14 protein-coding genes are annotated in these 17272 nt (G+C 39.9%); 4 read left to right on the top strand and 10 right to left on the bottom strand.

Annotated features, from left to right (window positions below):
• Positions 1-13 precede the first annotated feature (13 nt).
• The 3 genes from B5X70_RS03120 to B5X70_RS03110 are packed head-to-tail and all read right to left on the bottom strand — an operon-like array spanning position 14 to position 4174.
• Positions 14-613, bottom strand: coding sequence for a DUF975 family protein (locus tag B5X70_RS03120; protein WP_262481298.1), 600 nt, complete (start codon positions 611-613; stop codon positions 14-16).
• A gap of 53 nt (positions 614-666) precedes the next feature.
• The gene (locus tag B5X70_RS03115) at positions 667-3234 is read right to left on the bottom strand and encodes an InlB B-repeat-containing protein (RefSeq protein WP_157666500.1); all 2568 of its coding nucleotides are present in this window, start codon (positions 3232-3234) and stop codon (positions 667-669) included.
• A 40-nt stretch (positions 3235-3274) separates the two neighbouring features.
• Positions 3275-4174, bottom strand: a complete 900-nt coding sequence (locus B5X70_RS03110; RefSeq protein ID WP_079556408.1) for a hypothetical protein — start codon at positions 4172-4174, stop codon at positions 3275-3277.
• A gap of 476 nt (positions 4175-4650) precedes the next feature.
• On the opposite strand from B5X70_RS03110, the gene B5X70_RS03105 reads away from it, so the two are divergent.
• The 3 genes from B5X70_RS03105 (at position 4651) to B5X70_RS03095 (ending at position 9653) form a co-directional block, all read left to right on the top strand.
• Entirely contained in the window at positions 4651-8265 is a 3615-nt protein-coding gene (locus B5X70_RS03105; RefSeq protein ID WP_079556407.1) for a PAS domain S-box protein, read from the top strand.
• Positions 8266-8335: 70 nt separating this feature from the next.
• Positions 8336-9190 (top strand): hypothetical protein, encoded by an 855-nt coding sequence (locus B5X70_RS03100; protein WP_143255015.1) that lies wholly within the window; start codon positions 8336-8338, stop codon positions 9188-9190.
• Between the two features lie 28 nt (positions 9191-9218).
• Complete coding sequence (locus B5X70_RS03095) at positions 9219-9653, top strand: hypothetical protein (RefSeq protein ID WP_079556405.1); 435 nt, start codon at positions 9219-9221, stop codon at positions 9651-9653.
• 99 nt (positions 9654-9752) lie between these two features.
• Here the strand turns inward: B5X70_RS03095 and B5X70_RS03090 are convergent, their stop codons facing one another.
• The gene (locus B5X70_RS03090; RefSeq protein WP_079556403.1) at positions 9753-11588 is read right to left on the bottom strand and encodes a right-handed parallel beta-helix repeat-containing protein; all 1836 of its coding nucleotides are present in this window, start codon (positions 11586-11588) and stop codon (positions 9753-9755) included.
• A gap of 382 nt (positions 11589-11970) precedes the next feature.
• Here B5X70_RS03090 and B5X70_RS03085 point away from each other — a divergent pair, with 382 nt between their 5' ends.
• Positions 11971-12270 (top strand): hypothetical protein, encoded by a 300-nt coding sequence (locus B5X70_RS03085; protein ID WP_079556402.1) that lies wholly within the window; start codon positions 11971-11973, stop codon positions 12268-12270.
• Positions 12271-13211: 941 nt separating this feature from the next.
• Here the strand turns inward: B5X70_RS03085 and B5X70_RS03080 are convergent.
• The 6 genes from B5X70_RS03080 to B5X70_RS03065 all read right to left on the bottom strand — a co-directional run bounded on the left by B5X70_RS03080 (position 13212) and on the right by B5X70_RS03065 (position 17193).
• The gene (locus B5X70_RS03080) at positions 13212-13958 is read right to left on the bottom strand and encodes a glycoside hydrolase family 11 protein (RefSeq protein WP_079556401.1); all 747 of its coding nucleotides are present in this window, start codon (positions 13956-13958) and stop codon (positions 13212-13214) included.
• A gap of 243 nt (positions 13959-14201) precedes the next feature.
• The gene (locus tag B5X70_RS18490) at positions 14202-14324 is read right to left on the bottom strand and encodes a hypothetical protein (RefSeq protein ID WP_262481297.1); all 123 of its coding nucleotides are present in this window, start codon (positions 14322-14324) and stop codon (positions 14202-14204) included.
• Between the two features lie 76 nt (positions 14325-14400).
• Complete coding sequence (locus tag B5X70_RS03075) at positions 14401-15351, bottom strand: alpha/beta hydrolase (RefSeq protein WP_079556400.1); 951 nt, start codon at positions 15349-15351, stop codon at positions 14401-14403.
• Between the two features lie 512 nt (positions 15352-15863).
• Positions 15864-15971, bottom strand: coding sequence for a glycosyl hydrolase 108 family protein (locus B5X70_RS18555; protein WP_079556399.1), 108 nt, complete (start codon positions 15969-15971; stop codon positions 15864-15866).
• A 231-nt stretch (positions 15972-16202) separates the two neighbouring features.
• The gene (locus B5X70_RS18550) at positions 16203-16457 is read right to left on the bottom strand and encodes a type II toxin-antitoxin system death-on-curing family toxin (protein WP_198314269.1); all 255 of its coding nucleotides are present in this window, start codon (positions 16455-16457) and stop codon (positions 16203-16205) included.
• Between the two features lie 22 nt (positions 16458-16479).
• Complete coding sequence (locus B5X70_RS03065; protein ID WP_198314161.1) at positions 16480-17193, bottom strand: virulence RhuM family protein; 714 nt, start codon at positions 17191-17193, stop codon at positions 16480-16482.
• Between the last annotated feature and the right edge of the window lie 79 nt (positions 17194-17272).

Genomic DNA, 17272 nt, shown 5'->3' with positions numbered 1-17272 from the left:
CCTAATTATAAGTTCATCCTTCTTCAATATCCCCCGCAAGTTGGCCGTAAATACTGGCCATGGCACAAAGTGATATTGGAGTTAAAAGAATCAGGTAAATAATTGCCAATGGAGTCCAAATCCATCCTAATATAATGTAAGGAATAGCAAGGACTATCCAAACAAGAAAAATTGTCCATTTGTTACCATGGGTAATTTTGTTGCTTAGCTTTAAAGCTTCGGTTGCACCTTTGCCTTTATCAACCACCAATAAAGGAGCGAGACAATAGGCGATTCCCATAACAATGCCGGGAATAATCATAAACAGGGTTGCTATAAATATGATCAGCATGCCAAGGCTTACTACCAGAAAGTACTCGCCCATAAATTTACGGTATTTGCCATCAAAAATCTCCAGTGGATTAATCATTTTCCCTTTACTGAGAGCGGCAGGCAACGTTACCATAGCAATGGTGGTTCCAACATTCAAATATGGAATCCAGATTGTCAGCATCCAAAGAAGATAACATGCAATCAATGATAGAAAATTCTTCAGCCCATTGGTAAATGCGTAGCTGAGAATTTCACCAAATTCTAGTTTTTTTTCCATAGCTTTCTTGTTTAAGGTTGTAATAAATAAAAATAAATTTACTGAAACATTTTATTTATCACCAAACAATCTATATGTTATTTTACAAGAACCTTATGGATAACCATTTCATGATCAGTTGGATTGCTGATTTGTAGAAGATAGAATCCGCCGGATATTCCATTTAGTTCTATTCGATGATCTCCCTGATGGACTCTTTTCCTATACACTTCTTGTCCTGACATGTTTTTTAGCGTTATAATAGAATTATCTTTTGCAATGTTTACATGGATATAATCCTTTGCCGGGTTTGGATATGGTTTTGAATCATGATTTAATTCCATTTGCTCTGTTGAGGTATATCCATCTATCAGATTTCCGGAAACCAGGATGTTGTCAAATCTGTTGTTCCCTGCATCGCCTGTATTGTTTTCTCCGATAAAGAGAATGCGAAACTGCAAATTGGCGTTATTCTCTGTTTCTGCATAGGCCGACAGAGGGAATGAGATTACATGATAGTCTGTTTCAATTTCATAACCCAGAGCAATTGGAACCCATGATGCACCCTGATCAATTGAATAGTGCAAGTTCTGTTGTGTTGGTCCATTATTTGACCTATGCACTTCAAATGTTAAATGCAAGTTGGTAAATCCCGATGAAGGTGCATCAATGATAAGTTCCCTGCTGATGGCCGGGTTTCGTACCCGAAGAGCAGTTCCGACATCCGCATCCATTTGAAGATTGTATTCTGAGCCATTATCAAAGAAGTCCATATAACCGTCGCCTGTTCCGGGGTATGTTATGATTCCAGATTCAAAAGCAGAATAATCAGCCACGACTTCGGTTAGAATACCGCCGGGAAGTTCATTAAAATGCCAATAATGAATAATATCTTCGCCCAATTCGGGTTCAAAAATGGCGGTGAGAGTAACATCGTTATCAGGCATGGTAAATGTAAACTCAGTATTGGTGGATACTTCGTTGTTTTCGTGATCTACCCATCGGATAAAGTTAAATCCGTATAATGGAAGAGCTTCTGCAACAACTTCTGCGTCTGCCTGAAATTCGCCCGAGCCAATAACAGTTCCTCCACCGGGCATATTGTAAGTCAGCACCAGATTTCTTAAATAGCTATTTGCAATAATGTTTATACCCTGCGATGCTTCAAGACCATCCGCATTTGCACGTATTTCAAACTCTTCGGCTTCATCATACAAAATGCCTGTTATGATGGTGTTTTGCAGCCCATCGGCTATGGTACCGGTAATTGTGCCGGTTAAAGTTCCATTGCCCGACACCAGTTCCAGTGTGACCTCCGTGTCTGCTTCTGCTGCTGAGGGTTTGCCGTCTGCATTGTAGATGCCCACTTTTAAGCTAAATGGTTGATCAGCAAATACCGGATTGTTTTCGTTTACAGCTTCAATCTTTAATGCTGTGGGGTTTGGATATAGGATTATTTCGCCAGAGAAAGCTACATTACGCAATCTCCAGTTTCCTTCCGGACTGTATTCGCTACCACCATCGTCAAAATCACGTGCTCTGTGATAGTTTAAGTTTGCTCCAAGATCAAGATCCGGTACGCCTGGATTGAAAGGTTCAGGTGAGAAGATCGAAACTATGCGAATGGCAAAATCCGGGTTGTCGTTGGCATCAGAAACTTCGCTCAGGTCTATCATGAATGGGTGGAAAATATCTCTGGGAGCTAATCCGCCATCATTGTTTCCATAAGTCTGCCATGAAACACCCCCATCGGTGCTGTATTCAAACTGTGCCCAGCGACTAGCTGTTCCGGATGCCCTTTGTTCAAAATTGATAATTATATTCTCGTATCCCTCAGTACTAACCATAAAAGAAGCCCCTGCTGTACCGGATGCTGCACCTTGAATGGGGAAGTTATCAAATCTCCATCCGCTTTCCGAATCAACAGAGTGCTCTGATGTACCTCCAATTAGCTGGGCAACTCCTTCACCTATGGAAGGATCGGTGTTGCCTTCAAAAGTCCAGCGGGTAAAAACCTGATGGTTGTTAGGAGTAATAACCTCTCCCGTGAAATTTACATCTCTCAGTCTCCAATTGCCCTCCGGACTGTATTCATTGCCTCCTTCATCACGTGCGCGCTGATAGGCTGTGTTGGCATCAAAGTCCTGATCAGGTTCTCCGGGGTTGAACTCCACAGGACTAAATATTGAAACTATCCGCACTCCAAATCCGGGATTGTCATTTGCTGCTTCAACTCCTGAAAGATCCATTGAGAACGGGTAAAAGGTATCTCTGGGGAAAAGTCCTCCGCTATTATTGCCATAAATTTGCCATGTATCACCTCCATCTGTGGTATACTCAAACTGTGCCCATCTGCTGGCCGTACCGGAAGAGCGGTGTTCAAATTCCAAGTGGATGTTCTGATATCCTTCGGTGCTGATCATGAATTGCGCGCCGGCAGTTCCTGAATTCTGTTGTTGTTCCGGGAAATTAATGAATCTCCAACCATTTTCAGCCTCTACGGAATGTTGTTCTGTGCCGCCGATAAGCGAAGCGGAACCCTCCCCAATAATAGGTTCGGTAATTCCGTCAAATGTCCATCGGGTGATGGTTTGCCTTACATCGCTGTATGAGAAATGCAATGTCACAAACAGCAAAATGATCGTAATGGGTAAATTTCGTCTCATGATGATGCGCTTTTTTGTGTCTGAATTCATTAAGAATGTGTTATTGAGCAAGGTTTACCCTGTATAGGAAACCTCTGCTGTCTTCGTCGCTTTCTTCCGATATGTATAGTGAACTCCCGTTTATAAAACCAACTCCTTCAACCTGACCAACACGTTCGATAAACCGGTAGTCGGTGATTTCACCCTTAAAGAACCTGTTACCGGGGTAATTGGTGAAGGAAAGGAGATGTGAACGGGTTAGTAATATAACTTCTCCGGTTTCAAAATTGATGTCTGCTCCTGTTACTCTCGAATGATTGTTTCTGTTGCCAATGTATAAAGAATCCAGGAGTTTTGCTGTGTGACTTCCCGGTGAGGCCGGAACTCCGTACATTTTGGTGTAACCGGTTAGCGGTTCACTTCTGTCTTTGGTAAACATGAAAATGGAATCCGATTTCCAAATGATGGCTTCAATGCAGAAGTTTCTGTTACTTCTTGGAGGTGGAAATTCTGTTTGATCTTCCAGTGTAAATGCAATGGCATGAGCAAACGTAGAATTTCCGGTGGCTTTGTCGGGATGTGGAATGCGCCAAATTTTTAGGTCTTTACGATCGTTGTTGTTGTTGCCGGCATCATTGATGTAAACATATCCATTGGAATCAATGGCAAGGTCTTCCCAGTCAATGTTGGTTGCATTGGAGATCATCAGAGTTCTTTGAAGCACTCCCGTTGAATCAATTAAATAAAGTTCGTTGGGATTGCTTGAGTCATTATGTGTCCAAATGCGATTGGGCGATGTGACGATAAGGCCTGAACTTTCAGGAACTTCCAAAGGAAGTTCTCCCATGGTTTCAATATGAACATGCTTTACTTTAAATCCTGCATGACTTGTCGTTTTCTTATCGCATCCGCAAATAAAAAGGTATGATAATAAAAGAAATGAACAGATTATAAATCTCATGGGACGCATCATTATTTGGTTTCTTTTTTTGATTGCTAAATCAAAAAAGGCATTTAAAGTTAAGAATATTATTCTGAATGGTCAATTATTGGAGTGGGTTGTGACAGGAATAGCAGATTGTTAAAAACCCTTCAACGCAAAAATAAGTAGTTAGTTAATATGCTTTTGCGGAAGGATATATCGTATTGAAACTTTACATCATCACCAATTATATCCGATTAAGGATCTCCTCGGAAACGAGTAGGTATTTTGCCTCTGCTTCAGGAAACATTTCAGTTTAAAATGCGTATAAAAATTCAAATGCTTAAAGCAGGGCTTAATTAATCAAGTCTGAACTCCCTATTTAAAGGATATACATCCTTTATTCCTTCCCAAAGTTAGATGGCAGATTGCGTTTTTATGCTGCTCCTGGTTGTAACTTAATCTGAGGGGCTGTTTAAATGCATAATTGTAATTGATAAAACTGGGGTTTTTAAATGATGATATTTGCGAAGTTGTTAAATGTGCTGAAAGGATTTAATTCTTTTTTGATGGGCTGTGGATCGGCTGGCACCGAGGCTAAGGAAGCTGTTGTGCAGGATCTAATTCCTTTGGAATTACATCCTGATTTCGGAAGTTTTATGGCTGCCAACGATTATGGAGTAATTTGTCTTTCTGAGTATTTTGAGATCATCAATGTGAATTCATCCGCATTGAAAACACTCCATTTGATTGATAGAGCAGATCTCTGTGGACAGGACTTTTGGAAGTTGCCATTGGAGTTTTTCAATGAAGAAGAGGAGCTACTGCCAAAAGAGCTAAATCCGGTCTGGATTTCTCATCAGGAAGAAGAAAATTCCGCAACAGTGCTGAAGATCGTTAATTCATTAAAGAATTATTCAAGTTGGTTTCAGGTTGAATGCAAGGTTCATTTTTTAAATAGCAGATGCAATGACGATTATCAGATTGTAATTATCATTAAAGATATTTCGGATGAAAAGAAGCAGCATCTAAAAACCGCTTATAAGCTAAAAATGGAGATGTTGCTTTCTGATCTCTCCAACCGTTTTGCAAGTGTTAATCTTGATGAAGCTGATTATGAGATAACTTACGCTCTTCAGGAGCTAGGTAAGCTTACCGGAGTTGATCAAAGCTATCTTTTCCTATATAACAAGCAGGGTACAAGTATTTCATGTACTCATGAATGGTGCAATACCGGAGTGGATAGTCAGATTGACAACCTGCAAAACTTATCGGTTGAAAATTACAAATGGTGGGATAGCAGGCTGAAAACCGGAGAGCCGCTTAGAATAAACCAAACCGATGAATTTCCGGATGCTGCATTGAGAGAGAGGCAGCTTGTGGAGGATCTTAATGTTGAATCCCTTCTGGCAGTTCCTGTTATTCATACAGGAAAAGTTGCAGGTTTTTTGGGTTTCGCCACTGTTCACAAAAAGCGAAAGTGGAATGACGGAGATCTACGTTTGTTAAAAATAGCTGCGGGTAGCATAGCGGGGATGCTTAAGAATATAGATGTTTTTAGGAGGTTGTTAACCAGCGAAAGGAAATTCAGAGGCATCATAGAAAATTCAGGGATTGGAGTAATGATCCTCGACTGTAATGGGGTGTACCGATTTGTAAATCGTCAAATTTATGATCAGTTAGAAATTGATAGAAATATTGAAGGTTGCTCGGTGTACGATATGCTTCCAAATCAAACCGCTGACGAGATCATGAGAGACATAAAACTGGTGCTTGAAGGAAATGAGATATTGTGTAAGGATTATGTTTTTGAGCATTTAGGTGTTCCACGGTGTTACCAGACAACCATTCAGCCCTTGACAGACCCGGAAGATGGTTGGGAAGAAATCATCATGTATTGCCAGGATATTTATGACAAAAAGGAGAATGAAGAGAGAATTGAAAGCCTGTATCGTATCAGCAAATTGATTCTAAATGGTTTTGGTCATGAGCATGAGCTTTTTACCAGTGTTCTGGAAGTTATTCACAAACTTTTGCCTGCCACATGTTCAGCTGTTGTCCGACTTGAAGAAGTCACCGGCAAATATCGTCCGGTAGCCGCATTCCCAGTTAATTGCGCGGGGCTTGATGATGCAGGATTCGATCTTAACAGGAATTTGAATAAGTGGGAGACAGAAGCAGTAAAGAATCTGTTTGTTCTATCTGATAAATTTGAAGTGAGAGCCGTTTTGGGAATTGATGCTTTCCCATCAGCCAAAAGTTTATTGTTGATGCAGTTAGAATCTGGGAGTGATAGGGGACAATATTTAATGATGGTGTCCGAGATCGTTGATTTTTTTAACGAAAAAAGAATCAATATTGTAGAAGAAATGGCTCATCAATTAAATATTGGCCTAAGACAGAAGAATCTCAATAGCCAAATACTAAAATACAACCAAAATCTTGAGATTTTGGTTGCCGATCGCACACGTGAAAAGCGGGAGCTAAACAAGCTAAATAAAACAATTATCGACACAACCCGCGCCATTGTTATCTCCTCATCAATCGACGGTGTCGTTGCCAGTTTTAATCCCATGGCTGAGGCGGTTTTAGGTTACCAGGCAAAGGATGTAATTGGCCGGATGTCTGTATTGGAATTATACGACCCTTCGCATATCAGAAATGCGGTTGAATTGGCGGTTGGAATGAATGGGACAGCATTTGAGTCAGACTTCAAGGCCCTTATTTACCTGTCTGAAAATCTTCCACCTGAAAATGTGGAGTTTGCATTTTTTACAAAAACCGGAAAGTCATTACCCGTATTGCTATCCCGAAAAGTAATTAGTAATGAATCTGGAGAAAAGGATGGGTACCTCAATGTAGCAATGGATATCAGTCGTTTGAAAAAGGCCGAGCTTTCATTAAAACTCTATTGGTCAGCTTTCGAGAAATTCGTATACGCCTTGATCATTGCAGATAAAGATGGAAAGATTGTTTGGGCAAACAACAGCTATCTCGAACTCTCGGGGTATAATCATGATGAAATATTTCAGAGAACAGTCGGAGAGCTGCAAGGCAGCGGGATACAGGATAAAACTTTTTATAAAATAATGTGGAATGAATTATCCTCCGGCAGAACATGGAAAGGAGAGGTGTTTAATAAGCGGAAAGATGGAGTTATTTATCCTGAGGAGCTTACCATTTCTCCCATTTGTGATGATAATGGAGATATTATAAACTACCTGGCCATTAAAATAGACATTTCTGATCGTAAAATTCTAACTGATGAACTGTCGGCTACAAACCAGCAATTGAGTACGCTGGTTAATAATTTGCCCTCGGTAATTGTATTTGAGGATGTTCAACGGCGAATCCAACTTGTTAATAGAACCTATTGCGAAACTTTTGGTGGTGAGTATGATCCGGATCACTTTGTTGGAAAAGATTGTCAAATGTTAAGCGAAGCCTTTGCCGATTCAACCATTGATCCGGATGGCTTTTTAAATCGCATGGATGAGCTCATCAAAAATTTAAAACCGGCATTAAATGACCGTTTGCAACTGACAGATGGCCGGGTCTTTATTCGCAATTTCTATCCTGTATGGATCAACAATGAGTTGTCAGGATATTTATGGAGGCTGCAGGATATTACCCAACAGAACCAGATTGAAAAGCATGGAATGATTCAAAGATTGATGGGATATAAACTGGCAGCGACCATTCATAAACAGGAAGCACTTAAAATCATGGTAAATCATTTGGTTCAGATATCATCAACGGATGGTGTCGGCATTTATTTGCAGAATGATGATGATGCCAATCTTTGCGTATCGAAAGGATTTTCTGATCTGGTAAAAAAACAGTTCCCTGTTTTTCATTTGTGGGTTAGTGCTTTGCACCTTGAAGCTATCCAGAAACCATCATATTACTTATCAAAAGATTTTTATAACCCTGAGATGCTGAATAACGTAAACGTAAAAAAAATTGCCATCACCCCACTCACGGAGAGCAAAAACGGAGTTAAAGGATATGTGGTTCACATTTCATCTTCCGATGAAATGTGGGATTACAATTCAAAGTTAACCATGGAAGGTATGGTATCTCAGGTTGCTCCTGTTTTAAACCGTATTTGGAAACAAAATCCGGCATAAAGCAGTATAAGATAGTATTATAACCTCATTAACCCGAATGATTTAATTTGTTATCAGAAAAAAATAGAAGATGAAAGTATTTTACAATCAAAAGTGTACGTGGGTTTTAGCGATGCTTTTAATATGGTCTTCGTCGGTTTTTTCAATGGATGTTGAGTCGCAGGATGAAGAGTTTATCGTGGAATTTTATTCCATTCCATCGCCCGACGAGATATTGACCTATATTCACAACAGTGAAATTCAGTTCACTCCCCGTTTGCTTAACGATGTTAGGAAGAGCGACAGCTACAATACGTTTCGCGATCGCCTGTTGGCGTATGGATTTTATCTGGCAAATCTGGCTTATTCCATCAGCTTCGAACAGAACCATACCGGGCTACAGTATTTTAACACTGTGGATGAGATGGGACGGCAATTGAATATTTTTCCTCCCGAAGTAGAGGAGTTGGGACACCGTTTAATGAGGAACATGAATCAGATGGATTCCTTGAATTTGATTTACGATGAACTATACCTTCTGGTGATTGCCAATTTACACGATACCGACAGGTTTGGTGAATACGCACTTATTTCGGCGGGGGGATTTGTTGAAAGTCTTTATCTGGCGCTTAATTCTGATGGTTCAAAAATTCATGATGATGGTTTCAGAATGCGCGTGTGGGATCAAAAAATGATCATGGATCAGTTGGTGGTCATGTTTAATCGACACCTGAATGAACCGGTTCGAAAAGCGATGCTGAATGATATGGAGGGATTGATTGATGCGTTTAACGAGTTTACTATTGAAACAGAATCCCCTAAAGTGGCTGGAACCTCAAACGGTGTCATAACCATTGGAGGTGGCAGGGCAACCGGATCTACCGTAAACTCCATCAGGCGAATACATGAGGAGGTGAACAAACTTAGAGGAAAATGGGTCAATTAATCTGAAGAAAACTTTAAAATATAGAGAGATGTTGCAGTTTTTTAAATATATCATTCCGTTAATATTGATCTTTTCAGGTTTTGCAACCATTGATGCTCAGTTTTGCAGAAATTATGAACAACAGCATTGTTCTGAACCACCTGCAGATTTTGTCAATGGCTCGGTGTCTCGTGCTTTTACTTTAGGAAAAGATCATGTTGTTCGCTTTAATCAGATTTTATATGGGGGTCGCACCTATTTTTTAAGCGTATGTGGAGAGAAAAAATTAGGAAATATTGAATTCCGCCTGTTAGCCGATGATGAAGCTGGCACGGTACTCTATTCAAATTCGTCTAATGGATTTATTGGCGAACAAACTTTCCAAATAGAAAACTCCATTAAACTGGTCATAGAAATTCTGGCTCCTGATTATTCTGTTGCAGACAACCATCGTTGTGCAGGGCTAAAAATATATTATAAATAAGAACTATTGTGGATGCTGAAATAATTAAAACACCCTGAATGATTTAAAAAATCATTTCAGGGTGTTTTTTCAGAGTCAGAGATAAACTACTTTAATCTGTTATTTGAAAGCTTTGGCTCCGATAAAAGGAGTATCGCTTTTCCATCCTGTAACCGCACGGATGTGATCCGGGATTTCGACTCCGGCATCTGTGCCCGGGAATTGAGGAGATATTTTGTAATTTTCTTCGAAAATTGTTTCCCTGAAGCTCAGATAGAACCTGCTGTCTGCTTCAAATTCCGGAAATTCATTGTTTAATTCTTCAATTGAGTAGAAAGATGTCTGGCATCTTTCGTTTGGATAGGGGCTCCAAAGATAAAGCCGTCCAGTTTCTTCGGTCTTTTTTACATAAACATTGTTGTTTATGTATTTAATGGGAGAGTCGGGCAATCTTTGGCACAACTCTGAAGGTTGCCATAGTTGCAGCATTGGAAATACATAATCATTCTCAAACACCATTAAATTGTTGACAAACACATGTCCATCGCGCTCTTCAACTCCGGGGCCTGTGCTTGGGTGCCATCCAAAATGGTCGGGATCGTCACCTCTGGCGGTTCTTCCAAAACTAGCTCTGCTGTTGATAAATGTGTTGTTATAGATCTCTACATCGCAACTGTTTAATATTAGTATGGCCTGATTACAGTTTACAAATACGTTCCCGGCGCAAATGGCTCCATTAGATATTTCAAAAAAGAAGCCGTTGCTGCTAGGCCAAACCTGTTCATCACGGAATGGTTCGTTAGGACTTCCAACGTTTTTAATGAGGTTGTTTACAAATACGCCGTTGTTATTCCCAACATCATACCAAACCCCATTTGAGTTGGGTTGGTCTGTTACCAGATTTTCACGGAAAGTGGCGTTATGGCTTTGGTTAAATATCTTTACAGCCGCAGGATAAAATCCCGTCCACTTTTCAATGTTGTTGTTCTTGAAAATGTTATGCTCGATTAAAACATCGGCAGATGCTACCACATACAACCCTTCGGTGTTGGTGTCATAGAATTTACAATTACGCATTATCATGTTGTCACTGATGCTGAAAACGGCAATACGGAAGTTTTTTGAAAATACGCAATTCTCAAAATAGGTGCCTTCAACATCCCTGCCATGCTGATCAATGGCCAGACCAACGCCTCCAATGTGAACCATAGTATCAGGGTATTGCGTAAAGGTGATCCCTTTTATTACAGGGCCTTTATTGTCCGGCTGTTTACCATGAACCTCATAAAGAGGACGATAAAGTGCTTTTCTAAACGCTGTGATCTCAATGGTTCGCCCTTCAGGGTTTAATCCGATGTAGATTTTTTTGTTTTCGTAATCTACGTAATAGGTTTCATCTGTTACCTCTTCTTTGTTTCCGGCTGATTGCAGATATTGTCCGTCAACAAAAATTCCATCGTTGTTAAATCTGTGTAATGGTGTGGTTTCTTCAAATATTTCTCTTCTCCACCAGTCTTCTGGTCCGGCAGGGAATAGATACTCCCAGTTGGTTGCCCATAGTTGTTCCCCAGCTTCTTGCCAATCGTTGGCAATTAGAGTCCCATTTAATATAGGTCTTTCATCCATATAAGCCTGAATGGTAATTGCTTGATTGAAAACTAGATCGCCGGTGCGATATGTCCCACCTCTCAATACAATGGCATCTCCGGATACAACTTTGCTGATCGCAACCTCAATGGTGGTTGGGTTTTCCAGGGAAGTGCCTTCTGATTCAGAATTCCCTTCAGGCGATACAAAATAGATGGTTCCATCCACTTTTGGTAATTCATAAACAGTATCAATGGGGCCGTAATGTATCTGTTTTGTCTCTTTAGTTTCCGGTACTCCGCATGAGATCAGCACAGCAGGAATAAGAAGAAATAAGAGACGGGATGTTTTTGTGAGAATTGTTTTCATTTGTTTTATAGTTTGAAGTTTTGTTAAAGTTAGTGGAATGAGTTGGAAATGAGGTTGAAATATTTTCCTTTATGGTGGATATTTTTAAAACCAGGGTGTTTATCTTTGGCGAAGATGAACAATCATTTGAAAAGAATAAAAGATCCCATCCTAATTATAAAGTGCAAACCATTTAATTTGCCTTTAGTTTTAATATTGGTTAAATTTAGATATTGCTTTTTCGAAACATGGAATAAATGACCCATGAGTGAATTAGTATATAGAAGGGCTCCGATCTCATTATTATCATGCCTCATGTAAATTTTCCCCTTTATTGGAAAATAGCTGCGTTTAGATCCCTCATAAGTCTTCGGGAGCAATTAAAGAGCAAAATTTCAAACAGATGAAAAATGGTGGATATTTACCGATAGATCCTGATTTCTTCAAAATTTTGGCAGATGCTTTAGAAAAAGACCATATCAGGATACATTTCTTTAACGAATCCAATGAAGTTGATTTTGTTGAGGGAAGTCCCAATAGGCTTTGGACGCCTGATGATTTTTCTTGGTTTTTCGAACTATTGGGAAGCAAGTCATTACGAATTGATCGCATAATAACTCTTAATGGTCGTCCCGGTCCTGCTTATGATGAATATGATCGATTTGCTCTGGAATGTCTGACTTGTATGGGGGGGATGGATTAAGTTGTTTCCGTAATTGGCCATCTCAAACGCGACAACTTGAAGGATTATCGTTCTAAGTAATTATATTATAACTATAAAAGTATGAAGCCAAATCTTTTACTTTTGTTTCTTTTTACTTTCCATCATTTTCATCCTGTTTGGTTCTGTGTTACTCTAATATTCGAAATCGCTTTTCCCGGCATGTTTCAAAAGTAAGAGCCATTATTTTTTTCTAGCCTCTGTATCACAGGATTTCTAAAAATGCAAATATGTGGCGGCTCTAGTTTATAATAGCGTTTTTGTTTCCAGAAGGTCTGAAAAGGGCAACCTTATGGGACAGGGATTAACACCCCGGTCTAAACTATATGAATAAGGATTTAATCTGCCCTTAACAGGGCGAATATGAAACACATCGCATCAGCCCAAGGCAACGCCTTGGGCTGAATTAATTTAGGCTTTCAGCCTGTTGGCGGACTAAACCTCTATACGCAGTATTGTTTTAGGTTGGATTAAATAGGGCTTTCAGCAATGATGTAGCGAACAGATAAAGCATCTTGCTTATTGCAACGCCACGGAGTGACAGATTATTTCAATCCAACGGCAACGGCTTGGTCGTAAGCGCAATGAGAGTTTGCGTCCTGAAAGGACAGATTAATTTATAAAAATAATATTTAATTCTGGAAGGTGGAAAGAAGGACTCAAGAATACGACCCAAATCAATTGGGTCTATGGAAATAACATCGCAAATTTTAACTAGAGCCATGAAAACATATAATATGCACAAAATATAGGCGTTGTGATTTATGCCTGGATTTTAACCAGAAAACAGGAAAGATTCTGCCACAATACAGATTAGGCCTCTGAAATAACAAGTGCAGCAAAGTCTAAATAGCCCCTGCTGCACTAAAAATCAAAACGGACGGGAATTTCGGTTTGAAAAACAATCCGTTCTTCAGCCAAAATTACTCGACTTTTACTTCCAATTCGGTAAACTCAAATCGACCGTTGCTCATGTACCCTTCAACTACAAAAGCCACTTCGTTCATTTTACCTAATTCCATCCCCAGCGACTCCCATTTGTCAAAATGCGCTGAGATATCAATGCTGCCGCTGTTCCTAACATCTCTTCGAATGCTGAAATACTGCTGAAAAGTAGCATCCCCGATTATCGAAGGCTGATTATAACGGGTACTCTCGTATATGTCGTAAATGCTGCCATCAATCTCAAAAGTCCCTTTTAATTGACTGCCTTCAGCCATCGATGGAATCCAGCGACGCCAGTCCTCTACAACATAGAACTCGATCAGGGGCTCTACCGTCCATCCGTATACCGACAAATAGGAATTGCCCGACTCGGTAGTGGGCTCATAAATACAACTGTAGGTAGTTGAGAAGCGCCCAATTTCATGATGTAATTGGGTTTCGTCAAACACCAGACCCCTGCGCGCTAGATAATTATCGATACCTTGCCAGTGCCCGCTAAACAAGGCACCCGCACCAATGGTCATACAGGCGTCACCCGCACCATTTTGGTTCCATAACTCATATGCATAGCCATCATGCTCGCCTTTAAACTGGTCGTTATCGGGATCGGAACAAAAGGTAAGCACTTTTGACTCTTCTGCTCCTTTTTCCGAGGCAAATTTGGCCACTCCTCCGCAAGCAGCCATCACAATCATCACCAGAATTAATAAATTCAGTCTTTTCATAATCAAATCAAAAAATAATTACATTATTAGTATAATAAACAGATTCTTATCTATTGCTGGAAACCTGCCTCAATCAGACCCATCGACCCCTGTCGTAATTGTTTTCAATTCGACAAACCGAATCAAAATCATGGTTTCGTCATTGTCATGTGAATAAACATTCCATTCCGGCAAAGTTTCGTCCATATTAGTATTGCTCGTCCTGGCAATTAGCCAGGGCTTTACTCATTTTCCCGGCCAGATTTACTGCATCTTCTCCATTTTCGGTCTGGATGCCTCATCCACTGGACTATTCCAGATGATCGGGTAGGCATAAACAGGTGCATCAACTTGCTCCGAACGGGCATCCGCAATCGTTATGGTCAAAGACCTTACCAACCTTTGTGGTGCCAGTTAATTCGAGTGCAAATTAGGAAATTCCAGGAGCCAATCACAACTATAATTATTCATTGAGGAAACCGTTTACTTCCAACCAATACATAAAAGAATCAAACCAGCGATTACTGGTTCGATCGGGGTTTCCCAACCCAAAACCGTGACCACCATTTTGATACAGGTGAAACTCTACAGGAATACCTGCCTTGTACCACGACTCAATAATGCCGAACTGACCGTTAAAGAGGAAATCGTCGGTGGCAATCACATTAAACATGGGAGGTGCATTTTTTGGTACTTCAACGGCATTCATTCCACCGTAAATCGGACCGATAAAAGCCAGATCCATCACTTCTGAATTTAAAGTAGAATGCATGGTTAATCCCGCACCAGCCGAAAAGCCAATCATACCAATGCGCGATACATCAACACCCCATTTTTCAGCGTTCTTTACAATTAAAGCATAAGCGGCTTCTGCATCTTCCAGCTGATTATCAAGGCTCCATGCCATTCTTCGTTCCCGAGTAGGTGCCGGAGCTGCTTCAGCCTCTCCTTCTTCTCTTGGGGTTGCCTCAGCAAATGTACGGTTCATCGACTCGGTAAAGCCCTCTAACGACTCAGGCGTTGGAAACAGACGGTATTTCAAAACAAAGGCTGCAATGCCCTGATCGGCCAAAGCCTGGGCGACTTTCCAGCCCTCGTTGGACAGAGACAACCAACGGAAGCCACCTCCCGGGGCTACAATAATTGCAGCACCTGTGGCCTTCTCAGGATCGGGTAAAAAGGGAGTGAGAGTAGCAGTTGTTATGTTACGGGCCATTGGGTCGCCCCACTGGCGAAACCAGGATTCCTGGGCAGGCTGGTTCTCTACCCCTCCTGTTCCTAAAACAATGGCATTGGGCTCATCTGGATTATCCATCGGATAAATGGTTCCGTCCTGAGCAAGAGCATTTGAAGCCAAGCCGGCAAAGATGAGTACCAAGGTTGAGCGTATGATTTTTATGAAATTAAACGGCATGGTAAAGATGGTTTTAGTTAATACGTTAAAAAAACCAAAATTAGATAAAAGCAGCCATTAATAAAAGTATGAATTTTACCATTTTTTTTGCTTCATGATTGTTGATGTGAATTGCTGCAATTTGTCGTCTTTATATTGTTGAAGTGTGTCAAATCAATGCAAAACAAGATAAAAGGCAACAAAACAGACAGATTTCTCTGGTAAAAACGAGAGCGAAATGTGTAATTTTAATAGAGAATGGTTAGTATATAAGGATTTATGCTATTTCGATTTTATCGGAAGAAATCAATATGTATCAAATAAGCTTGTTTTTATGCAAAATCACTTATTTTCAGAAAGTAACAAATGAACCGAGCCAAATTGGTTCCTTCCTCCCGCTGGCAGGCCAAACTACTTTATTGCAAGTTGGTTCTATAGCCCTATGGGGTGCTGGTTTAGATGTCTCCGATGGCACGGCGAATCCAGCCGAAAAAGAATCGGCTGTTGGCTGTGCGGATTTTGACCAGGTGAACTTAGCGGGCAATGCCTTTGTAGGTCTTTCCTCCACGGTCAACAGGATCGTTGACGTAACCGCCCTCGTGTTTGAGGACTTTTAAAAGTGCTAATTGGAAATTTGCCATAATTCTATTGGTTTTAGTGATTATGGCTTAAATTAAATGTTTGGGTGGTGTTTGGCAATTTGATTGGGTGGAGATGGGAAAAATGGGAACATTTAGGTAGGTGATGGTGGCAATATGGCAAGAGGCGGAATGCGGGCTACGTCCTTATTCACCGTTACAAAACTTGATGTGGGGCAGAATGTTGAAGAAAACACGAAATCCGCCTTTTGCTATATTGCATGTTACCATGCGTTAGTTGTCCCTATTTATCAGATTGACAACAACTTTTATCATAGTGTCTTTTTCGTCAGGCTTGCTTACAGCTATCATTAATGTCAACGCAACTAATGTATTATCAGCGATTCTTTTTTCTCCATTTTTATTAAAAAGAATCCCATTTCTTTCTAAAAAGTATAGGAATAGGAATGCCGCTATTCTTTTATTTCCATCAGAAAAAGAATGATTCTTTATTATGAAATACAGTAAATTAGCAGCTTTTTCTTCAATGCTAGGATATAAATCTTGTCCGTCAAATGTCTGAAATTGTCGTTATTGAACTTTTAAACGAATCGTCTTTTTCACGTCCGAATAAATCGCTATTTCCATGAGCTTTTTTTGCAATTCTTATTTGCGTGATAGCTTCGTCATATGTTAACTGATATATTTCTTTACCGGAAGTGTTTTTTATTTCAAGTTTTTGATAATCGTATTGGTCTAAAATATCCAGAGCATAGGCATAGTCAGCAATTATTTTTAATAATCCAATGCTTTCATCATTTGATAAAGTCTTATGATTTAAAACATTACCCAATATTTCTACTGACTGTTTTAGTTGATTGAGTTGTTCGTTTTGCTCTTTTAGTTTTCTTTCATTCAGTGCATAACCCTTCAATAAGTATTCGCTTAGGATTTTATTTGTCCAAACTCTAAATTGTCTTCCTCTATCTGAGTTTACTCTATATCCAACCGATAGAATTACGTCTAAATTATATAAACTAATTTGTCGATTTACAGTTCTGTTTCCTTCTTTTCGAACTTGTGCAATTTTTGCACTAGTTGAGTGTTCGTCTAATTCTTTGTATTTGTATATGTTAGAGATGTGACGACCAATAGAAGTTCTATCGGTAAGAAACAAATCTGAAATTTGATATTGATTGAGCCAAACAGTATCATTATCAACTTGAACTTCAATTTCAGTTGAGCCATCATCGCTCTTGAATATTTTAATCTGTTTATTGTCCATAAGTCAAAAATACAAAATCAGATTCATTATTCTATGAGGTTGAAGTATTGGTTGGTTTAATGCATGGTGACTATTCAAT

Source organism: Alkalitalea saponilacus (assembly GCF_900168165.1).
GTDB lineage: Bacteria > Bacteroidota > Bacteroidia > Bacteroidales > Marinilabiliaceae > Natronoflexus > Natronoflexus saponilacus.
Note: the sequence above shows the minus strand (reverse complement) of the source record. Positions and strands in the feature narration are given on the sequence as shown.